Below are 6,360 nucleotides of genomic sequence, written 5' to 3'. Positions count from 1 at the left end.
TTGTCCCACCCGTAGCTATAATCATAATATGTGGCTTATTGCTTATATATTGCATTTATTTTCCCTTGCTTGGTTTAAAGCTATAGTATTCCCTCATAAGCAAAGTATATCCTTACTTGTATAAAAAAGAAAATTACACGAGAGTTTATATACTTGCAAAATCTTGTTGAAATTACCTCTACTCATATCTCTTTTACTAAAATATTGTACAAGGCAAATATGTTGCAAACACCTAATATATGGAGTTTTAGCCTCAATTGCTTATTATATTTGCAATAACACATTATCTTTAATTGTTTAGATTCGATAGGAATATTACTTAATAATCACTATTACTAAATATATACTACAAAACTATAAGTAATTTCAAAAAAAATTTAATATGATGGGTTCGTTATATTATTGCGTATATCAATAATATAACAAAAATTCTTTTTTTGGAGGTTTGCTATGCGCAAATATTTAGTTTCTTTGGCTTTAAGTTTTTAGTTTTGGGGCAAGTTCCCTTGTAGCTGTACAACCTCAGGAGCAAACATTAAGCGAAGCAGATAAGGCTTTGCTTTTTGGTAGTCAAGAGGTAAATGCCAAGCCACTCAGTAGTGAAGAAATGAAAGAAACTCAAAGTGAGTTTTGGGGTGCTGCAAGTGTAGTTATTTCTGGAACCAAGTTGATATATGACATTAGTCGCAATAACGGCTGGTGGAAATAATCTTATCACATTCAATCCCAAGGAACACTCCTCGGGTATAAAGGAGGGTATTTATGTTATCTAAAACTATTTACAAAATGCTTTGTGTGAGTGTATTTTCCCTTAGTTTTGTATATGCTCAACAATGCGAAAAAGATAAATGCGATTATGGGCATATTGGCATTGGTGGAGGACACTATGGGCTTAGTGCGCATGATGTTAAAAGCTATGTGGGATATCTCTCGCTTGAACATAGAGGGGTATATAAGCATCGATTCCAAACGGCTTTAGGCGGACGTATTGGTGAAGGCTCATCACAATCCCCTAGCAATGGTGTGTTTATATTTGATTTTTATGCTAAGCTGGGATTAAATATAGCTAGTGCTTCTACTCCGCTTTTTATCAATGTTTTTGTAGAAGACAGTACGTATAATGGCAAAATCAAGGAAGGAAGCGACTTGAGTAGGGATTTTATTCTCTTAGGCTTGGAAGCTGATGGCTACATTCCCTTAAGTCGACTCACATATTTTGATTATGGCATAGGATATGGATGGATAGGTTCTGCAAACTATATCCTCAATGATACTAGATTTAAGGTGCAAGGCAAGAACAACGAGTCATTTCAAGCCCATATAGGCTTTTCCCGCCATATCAATGATAATACCTTGTATTATATAAATCTCATAGGTAAATATCAGCGCACAAATGCCACAAATACTATCAATAATATGTCTTATCCACATTCTCGAGATATGATTATTATGCTTGAAGTAGGTATTAAGGGCTTTGACAAATAAAATAAATTTTTGTTAAGCCATTACTCTTTTTGGCGCTAAATACAGCTCAATCCTTTCTTTTAGGGGTATTGAGCAAATTTGGATCGATAGTCTTACTCAATGCTTGAATGTCTTCATTATACATCTCTTGCGTGTAGATTCTCTCCCTCATTTTAAATCCCGCCTCAATAATAGCAAAAGGCTCTGCTTGGCTGTCTTCCATCATTGTAAGGTTCGTGTGCTAAGACATAAATCCTCGCTTTATAGTGCTTTGAATGGTTAAATCATTTATCCTGTTCAAGCTTATCATAAGCTATCTTATATTTCATTTCTGCAAGTTCCCAATCTGCTAGAACATCAATATCTTGAGCTTGATAGGGAGAGACTACTATGGCGTGTGAATGCGGGGCAAAAATAGGTAGATTCTCTATCCACGCGCTTGCCCTCCCCCAATAAAACTGCCCTGCATCGTGAAAAAGTGGCTCTAAATCTTGCGAACGTATGAGATATTGCGCGGGAAAAAGCATTTCTATACCATCATCACGGATGTAAAAGCTCCTCATAGGATTATACTCATACATTACAGCACAAAAGCTAAATTGTTTTGAGTTATCTTTAAGCAAGGATTCTAAGCCTTCTTTAAGCGTATCTATCTGCAAAAGCGGTGCGGTAGGGTAAATCACACAAAGCATATCATCACTTTTAAGATGAAGCATTCGAATGGCGTGGGCAGCAACTGAAGATGTGGGGGTAAAATCATCGCTTAATTCCTTTGGACGCATAAAAGGCACTTTTGCACCATATTCTTGAGCGATTTGCGCGATTGCTTGAGAATCTGTACTAACGATTACTTCATCAAAAATGCTAGATTCTAAAGCAGTTTGGATAGGATAGGCAATGATAGGCTTGCCACAAAAGAGCTTGATATTTTTATGCGGGATTCTCTTGCTCCCACTTCGTGCTGGGATAAGGGCGATTTTTCTCATTGTGCGCGATTAGAACGGATAGAGCGATTCTATCCCATCACTCATTGGCTTTTTGCGATTGGTATCGCTAATAGGACCAAGTGCAGTATAAGCGATTTTGGCATTTGCGATATGCTTACTTTGCACGACATTGTCTTTATTGATATCAAATGAACGCACCACGCCGCTAACTTCTAGAATCTGCTTTTCCCCATCGACAAGCACCTCACGTCTGCCGTGTATGAAGTAGGTATTATTATCTAGCACCTTGACAATACGCGCTGTAATAGTAGCATTGAGAGCTTCGCTGCGATTTTGCGAACCGCCACCTTGAAAATTTGAAGTATTGTTTGCCTTTGTCAAATTATAGGCGGCTTGGTCGTTTAGCTCTTGCACAAGCTGCTTATGCTCCTCATCATTACCTGTGTATTCAATCGATGGGGGCGTTACATTCCCACCACTTGCACCATTATAGTTTTTCGTGCTGTTGAAATTCGCATTAGCACTTTCGTTAATAACAATTGTAATTAAGTCATCTGGCTTCATCGCACGTCTATCAGCAAATAGCGGTTTATCCCCACCGCCAAACAAACTTCCTGCTCGTGGCAATTCGGGTATGTCATTATCCGCAGATTCCCGCTCCTCTACCCAATCGGGTGCATTAAAGTCAATACTCGCTTCAAAGCTAAAGCCTTGATTGGCAAAAACGATAAACAAAATAAACACACTTAATGCGTAAATCCCTTGTGCGCGCATTATATATCCTTAATGATAAGCTTTAAAATGTTTAAAGCAAAGGGCATTCCATCAAAATAACTTTAAATATGCAAATAAAACACAAAAAATATTTATATTACTAGAATAAATTTCATAAATACATCACGCATCTTTTGTAAGACCAAGTAGCAACCTTAAGGCTTGTGTGTGGTAATACAGAATCTTACACAGAAAGCAAACGCTACTTCCCGCCAAAATACACAAGAGCAGAACCCCAAGTGAGCCCACCGCCAAAGGCATCAAGCAACATTAAATCCCCATATTTAAGCTGCTTTTGCATATAAAGATCATTCATTGCCATAGGAATAGAAGCTGCAGAGGTATTGCCATATTTTTGCACACTGATGATAATCTGCTCTTTACTAAAATTGAGATTTTCCCCCACAGCGTTGATAATACGCAAATTTGCTTGGTGAGGGATAAAGAATGACACATCTTGTGGCTGCAAAGCATTAGCTTTAAGAATCTCATCTACATCAGCCACAAGCGTTTTTACAGCGAGCTTAAATATCTCATTACCTTTCATTTGCACACAGGAGCGCGCTATCTCTATTTCCTGCCCAAAAGATGTGTGTGTGCGTGGAGTGCAAAGAAAGTCTTGATACCTGCCATTTGCGCCCAAATGCACATCAAGGATTGCCGCGTTTTTATCCTCTGTGCTACCTATCACACAAGCCCCTGCCCCATCGCCAAAAAGCACGCAAGTGCTTCTATCACTAAAATCCAGCACCGAGCTTAGTTTTTCCGCCCCGATAATAAGAATCTGCCTAAATGTGCCAGATTCTATAAATGATTTAGCCAAGCATAGCAGGTAGATAAACCCACTGCACGCCGCGCTAATATCAAAAGCAGGTTTGTTTTCAATACCGAGTTTAAAAGCAGTGATACATGCTGTGTTAGGCATAGTGAGATAATCAGGGCTTAAAGTCGCCACAATCACCGCATCAATATCTTGGGGCTTGACATTAGCGCGCTCCATTGCAAGTTTCCCCGCTTCATAAGCTAAATCACTTGTTTGCTGATGACTTTGGGCAAAATAGCGCGTTTTAATGCCTGTGCGCTTGGTAATCCACTCATCGCTTGTTTCAAGCACTTTTTCAAAATCAGTATTACTTATGCAAGTAGGTGGGATATATGAGGCGATAGATTTAAGTGAGGCATACATATTAAGCCTTATTCTTGAATTGTTTTAATAGAGGCAAAAGCTTGAGCAAGTTTAGCACAAATATCGGATTCTATAGCGTGCAGAGCTTGATAGATAGCGCATTCAATCGCACGCGCATTGGAACTGCCGTGGCTAATAATCACCACTTTTTGTACTCCAAGTAAGGGTGCACCACCATATTCGCTATGATCCATTTTTTTCTTTAATCGTCTAAATACACCACGCAAAAAGAATGCCCCAAATATCGAGCAAATACAAGATTTAATCTCTTTTTTTAACACCACGCTAATGGCTGATGCTACACCCTCACTTGCTTTTAGCACGAGATTCCCACTGAATCCATCGCACACAATCACATCAATGCTACCATTAAAAATATCTCTCCCCTCTACATTGCCTTTAAAAAAGCTATAGGGTTTAAGGAGCTTAAAAGCAGCTTTTGTGAGCTCATTACCCTTATTGTCTTCTTCTCCATTGCTTAAAAGCCCTACACGAGGCTCTTTAAGCCCTATGACATTTTTTGCATATTCATAACCCATAATTGCAAAATCCTCTAAATATTCACTTTTACAATCTGTATTTGCCCCTGCATCAAGTATCACACTTGGTGTGTCTGTGATATTTGGCATAATCGTGCATATCGCAGGGCGAGATATACCTTTGATACGTCCAATTTTAAGCGTGGCAAGACTCATAGTCGCTCCACTATGCCCAGGTGAGACAAGCGCACTCACATCACCATTTCTTAATAATTCTATAGCTTTGAAAATCGAAGATTCTGTGCGTTTTGTTGCGCTTGAGGCGGATTCTTCCATACGAATATAATCTGTGCAATGCACTATCTCTACGCGATTTTTAAGGCTGGAGGGGATAAGTGGAGTAATTTGTGCTTCATCGCCAACAATCACCGCATTAAAATCTCGTGTTTTTAATGCCTGCATAATACCCTCAACTATGGGCGTTACACCATTGTCCGCACCCATAACATCAATGGCTACTTTTACCATAGACACTCCTTAAGCAATAGGATTATTTGTAATTGCCTGTAAATTTGCTAATATGATGGGGCATTTTCCAGCTACCATCTTTGTCTTTGATAGGTTTTGCTAGAGCCACTTTGTAATGTGTGCGTCTTTTTGCTGCTCGTGTTTTACTCACGCGTCTTTTAGGAACTGCCATAATTACTCCTCGTATTCTTCTTTGGTGTGATAATCGCTTCGTATAGATTCAATCTCACTTGCCAAAATATAAGTTAAATCAACAAAGCCATCGAAAAACTCAATAACCTCAAAGCTATCAAGCCTTTTACTTTGGCTTTGTATATTCCAGATACCATCTGCAATATACAAAGCCAAAGGATAATCCAGCTCCTGTATGTATAGCTCACCACTCACATCGCATATAAGCTCGATTTGTCCGCGGATTTTACCCTCTAGGGAGAGCATTTGAGAATCTATCCGCTTGATTTGCCCCTCTAGCGTGATATGCTCTGTGATTGTCTCGCCCTCATTGTCAATAGTAAGGGCAATGTCTTTAGGTGAATGAGAGATTTTCCTCATTGCAATTTTCAATTAGCAAATCTCCCTTGTGCTAAAAAAGAAAGCGATTTCATTTTTAGCATTTTCTAGGCTATCGCTTCCATGCACTGCATTTGCATCAATGCTTTGTGCAAAATCTGCTCTAATCGTGCCTTTGGCAGCTTCTTTAGGATTAGTTGCACCCATAAGCTCACGATTTTTTGCCACAGCATTATTGCCCTCAAGCACCATAACAACCACTGGTCCGCTTATCATAAAATCCACCAGATCTTTAAAAAAAGGTCTATCTTTATGAATCGCATAGAAGCTTTCCGCGTCAGTGCGGGAAAGCTGCAGTTTTTTTGCCGCGGCAATACGTAGATTATTGCTTTCAAATCGGTCAATGATTTTGCCAATCACGCCGTTTTTGACAGCATCAGGCTTTATAATTGAAAGAGTTTGTTCCATTATG

General features: G+C 39.1%; 9 protein-coding genes. 1 reads left to right on the top strand and 8 read right to left on the bottom strand.

The features are described from left to right. The first annotated feature begins 762 nt into the window (after nt 1-762). Nucleotides 763-1,485 (top strand): hypothetical protein, encoded by a 723-nt coding sequence (locus QZ289_RS07165; protein WP_295700980.1) that lies wholly within the window; start codon nt 763-765, stop codon nt 1,483-1,485. Between the two features lie 46 nt (nt 1,486-1,531). On the opposite strand, the gene QZ289_RS07160 is transcribed toward QZ289_RS07165, so the two are convergent. The 8 genes from QZ289_RS07160 to ndk form a co-directional block, all read right to left on the bottom strand. After that, nucleotides 1,532-1,690 carry a hypothetical protein gene (locus tag QZ289_RS07160; RefSeq protein ID WP_295700977.1) on the bottom strand — a complete coding sequence of 53 codons (159 nt, stop codon included), beginning with the start codon at nt 1,688-1,690 and terminating at the stop codon, nt 1,532-1,534. Between the two features lie 58 nt (nt 1,691-1,748). Beyond that, nucleotides 1,749-2,450 carry a pseudaminic acid cytidylyltransferase gene (gene pseF, locus QZ289_RS07155; protein WP_295700974.1) on the bottom strand — a complete coding sequence of 234 codons (702 nt, stop codon included), beginning with the start codon at nt 2,448-2,450 and terminating at the stop codon, nt 1,749-1,751. Between the two features lie 9 nt (nt 2,451-2,459). Continuing rightward, nucleotides 2,460-3,185, bottom strand: coding sequence for a flagellar basal body L-ring protein FlgH (flgH, locus tag QZ289_RS07150; RefSeq protein WP_295700973.1), 726 nt, complete (start codon nt 3,183-3,185; stop codon nt 2,460-2,462). A gap of 202 nt (nt 3,186-3,387) precedes the next feature. Then, nucleotides 3,388-4,371 (bottom strand): beta-ketoacyl-ACP synthase III, encoded by a 984-nt coding sequence (locus QZ289_RS07145; RefSeq protein WP_295700970.1) that lies wholly within the window; start codon nt 4,369-4,371, stop codon nt 3,388-3,390. Nucleotides 4,372-4,379: 8 nt separating this feature from the next. Continuing rightward, entirely contained in the window at nt 4,380-5,378 is a 999-nt protein-coding gene (plsX, locus tag QZ289_RS07140) for a phosphate acyltransferase PlsX (protein WP_295700967.1), read from the bottom strand. 22 nt (nt 5,379-5,400) lie between these two features. After that, nucleotides 5,401-5,550: a 50S ribosomal protein L32 gene (rpmF, locus tag QZ289_RS07135; RefSeq protein WP_295700964.1), complete on the bottom strand. Its 150-nt coding sequence runs from the start codon at nt 5,548-5,550 to the stop codon at nt 5,401-5,403. A 2-nt stretch (nt 5,551-5,552) separates the two neighbouring features. Beyond that, on the bottom strand, nt 5,553-5,942 hold the full coding sequence (locus QZ289_RS07130) for a hypothetical protein (RefSeq protein ID WP_295700962.1): 390 nt from the start codon (nt 5,940-5,942) through the stop codon (nt 5,553-5,555). Next, nucleotides 5,943-6,356: a nucleoside-diphosphate kinase gene (ndk, locus tag QZ289_RS07125; protein WP_295700959.1), complete on the bottom strand. Its 414-nt coding sequence runs from the start codon at nt 6,354-6,356 to the stop codon at nt 5,943-5,945. Nucleotides 6,357-6,360 lie beyond the last annotated feature (4 nt).

The sequence above is a fragment of the uncultured Helicobacter sp. genome (assembly GCF_910577135.1).
GTDB lineage: Bacteria > Campylobacterota > Campylobacteria > Campylobacterales > Helicobacteraceae > Helicobacter_C > Helicobacter_C mastomyrinus.
Note: the sequence above shows the minus strand (reverse complement) of the source record. Positions and strands in the feature narration are given on the sequence as shown.

Bases quoted from the DNA above. Each gene is read 5' to 3' on its own strand.
- QZ289_RS07165 (WP_295700980.1), top strand. From the start codon at position 763: ATGTTATCTAAAACTATTTACAAAATGCTTTGTGTGAGTGTATTTTCC.
- QZ289_RS07160 (WP_295700977.1), bottom strand. From the start codon at position 1,690: ATGATGGAAGACAGCCAAGCAGAGCCTTTTGCTATTATTGAGGCGGGA.
- pseF (WP_295700974.1), bottom strand. From the start codon at position 2,450: ATGAGAAAAATCGCCCTTATCCCAGCACGAAGTGGGAGCAAGAGAATC.
- flgH (WP_295700973.1), bottom strand. From the start codon at position 3,185: ATGCGCGCACAAGGGATTTACGCATTAAGTGTGTTTATTTTGTTTATC.
- QZ289_RS07145 (WP_295700970.1), bottom strand. From the start codon at position 4,371: ATGTATGCCTCACTTAAATCTATCGCCTCATATATCCCACCTACTTGC.
- plsX (WP_295700967.1), bottom strand. From the start codon at position 5,378: ATGGTAAAAGTAGCCATTGATGTTATGGGTGCGGACAATGGTGTAACG.
- rpmF (WP_295700964.1), bottom strand. From the start codon at position 5,550: ATGGCAGTTCCTAAAAGACGCGTGAGTAAAACACGAGCAGCAAAAAGA.
- ndk (WP_295700959.1), bottom strand. From the start codon at position 6,356: ATGGAACAAACTCTTTCAATTATAAAGCCTGATGCTGTCAAAAACGGC.